This is a genomic window from uncultured Mailhella sp. (genome assembly GCF_905187505.1).
Lineage (GTDB): Bacteria > Desulfobacterota > Desulfovibrionia > Desulfovibrionales > Desulfovibrionaceae > Mailhella.
Map to the genome: position 1 here is coordinate 1 of NZ_CAJJIC010000196.1, position 2,420 is coordinate 2,420.

The 2,420-nt window shown below is 65.6% G+C and carries 2 protein-coding genes and 1 pseudogene; all 3 read left to right on the forward strand.

The annotated features are described in order from the left end of the window. Positions 1-560 (forward strand): annotated as a pseudogene (locus QZZ60_RS11235) (1-deoxy-D-xylulose-5-phosphate reductoisomerase); the annotation flags it as partial. A gap of 176 nt (positions 561-736) precedes the next feature. Further along, entirely contained in the window at positions 737-1,831 is a 1,095-nt protein-coding gene (rseP, locus tag QZZ60_RS11240) for an RIP metalloprotease RseP (protein WP_295641440.1), read from the forward strand. Beyond that, the coding region (gene tsaB, locus QZZ60_RS11245) for a tRNA (adenosine(37)-N6)-threonylcarbamoyltransferase complex dimerization subunit type 1 TsaB (protein WP_295641442.1) at positions 1,832-2,420 on the forward strand (589 nt) is incomplete at its 3' end.

The following is a 2,420-nucleotide window of genomic DNA, read 5'->3' on the forward strand; positions in this document are numbered from 1 at the left end:
CCACGCTCATGAACAAGGGCCTGGAAATCATCGAGGCCTGCCATCTCTACCATGTGCCCGCCAGAGACGTGGTCGTGGTCGTGCATCCTCAGTCCATCGTGCATTCTCTCGTGGAACTGGCCGACGGGGCCATGATGGGACATTTCGCCGTGCCGGACATACGCGTACCCATTGCCGGATGCCTTTCGTGGCCTTATCTTTCCGACGGAAGGGTCACGGGCATCAGCGCTCTCGATCTCGCAAGGGTGGGCAGCCTCACCTTCGAGGAACCGCGCCTCGACCTCTTCCCCTGTCTCGACCTTGCGCGCCGCGCCCTTGCCCAGGGCCACACCGTGGAGCTCAACGCCGCCAACGAAGTGGCCGTGGAACGCTTCCTCGCCGGAGACATCGGCTTCACCGACATTCCGGCGCTGGTAAAGGACATTCTCGACGACGCCTCGGATGTGCAGAACTTCGAGCTTGCCGACGGCCCGCTTGCACCGCAGGTCGCCCGAGCGCTCGAGTCCGTGGAAAAGACCGACGCCGCCGCACGAGACCGCGCAAGGCAGTGGCAGGCCTGACCGGAAACGCACGCCGGGCCCTTTCCGGGCTTCGGCCAAAGCCGTCCCGTCCGGCCGACCGGCGAAGGCGGCAATAAAACGGACCGCAGCGCACAGCCCGGCGCAGAAAAACGCGCCTTCCCTGCGGCTCGTTCAACCTCAACGGGGCGGAATCCGTCCGGCCCCATCGGGATACCATGCAGTCACTACTTCACTATCTTTCCTACTGGGACGCCGCGCTGGCCGTGGTGCTGGTATTCGGCGGCCTCATCTTCTTCCATGAACTCGGACACTTCCTCGCCTTCCGCGCGTTCAAGGTGGGCGTCATCACCTTTTCCATCGGCATGGGGCCGAAACTGTGCAGCTTCAGGCGCGGCAAGACCGAATACCGGCTTTCCTGGCTGCCGTTCGGCGGCTACGTGTCGGGCGTGGGCGAATACAGCAACGAAGTGGAAAGCCTCGGCTTCACGCAGGAAGAAGCGGTCAACAACCGCCCCGCATGGCAGAGACTCATCATAGCCTTTGCCGGACCGTTCATGAACATCGTCATAGCCTGGCTCATCTACTGGGGACTCACCCTTTCCACCGGCCTTGCCGTGCCGCTGCCGCAGGCAGGAGCCATCGTGCAGGGCAGCGCGGCCATGCAGGCGGGCATGCTGCCCGGCGACATGATCACCGCCATCGACGGCGTCGCCATCGACCGCTGGTCGCAGGTGCCCGAAACCGTGGGAGCCTCCGGCGGCCGCACCCTCCGCGTGGACGTTCTGCGCGACGGCACGCCCCTCAGCTTCGACATGACCCCCACCCGCAGCGAACGTGCCAACATCTTCGGCGAAAAGGAAACCGCATGGCTCATCGGCGTTCAGGCCTCGGGCGCGGTGCGCTACGAACCCAAAAGCTTCGCGGAATCCGCGGTACTCGGTCTGCGCCAGACCTGGAACATGATCGACATCACCCTCACCGGCGTGAAAAAGATGATCACCGGCTCCGTGGCCGCCGACTCCGTGGGCGGGCCCATACTCATCGCCCAGATGCTCGGCCAGCAGGCTGAGGCGGGCATCGTGCCGCTGCTTCTGCTCACCGCCCTCATCAGCGTGAACCTCGGCCTGCTCAACCTCTTCCCCATTCCCGTGCTGGACGGCGGAGCCATACTGTTCTGCATCGTGGAAATCATCGTGCGCCGTCCCGTGCCCGAAAAGGTGCAGGAATGGTCCATGCGCGTGGGCGCAAGCCTGCTCATCGCCCTCATGATCTTCGCCACCTTCAACGACGTCATGCGCTGGTTCAAATAAATGCGTGAACTTACTCTTATTCTCAATACAGCGGAAAAGCGCGTCCAGTTCGCGCTGTGCGAAAACGGCGCCATGCTCTGCGGCGAGGACTGGCTCGCCCAGCGCGGCGGAACCGAGCTGCTTGCCCCGGCCCTGCGCGAAGCCTGCGCCCGCCTCGGCGTCACCCCTTCGGCCATCAGACGCATAGCCTGCGTGGCCGGCCCCGGCAACTTCACCGGCCTGCGCATCGGCCTCACCACCGCTTCAGGCCTCGCCCGCGCCGTGGACGCAAAACAGGCTGGACTCAACTACCTGCAATGCCTCGCCGCCAACGCCCCGGCCCTGCCCGGCGAGGAAATCCTCGCCCTTACCAACGCCCGCAAGGGACTCGCCTACGTGGCCCGCTTCCGCGCCGATGAAAACGGCACTCCCCAGCCCGAAGGCCATACCTTCCTGCTGCCCCTGCCCCCGCTGCCCGAAGGCATAGACCTCGGAGCGCCGAACTTCGTCATCGGCAGCGCTCTCACCAGCAACCTCGAATGCCTGAAAGCCGCCCTGCCCCCCCCCCCCCCCCCCCCCCCCCCCCCCCGCCCCCCCCCCCCCCCCCCCC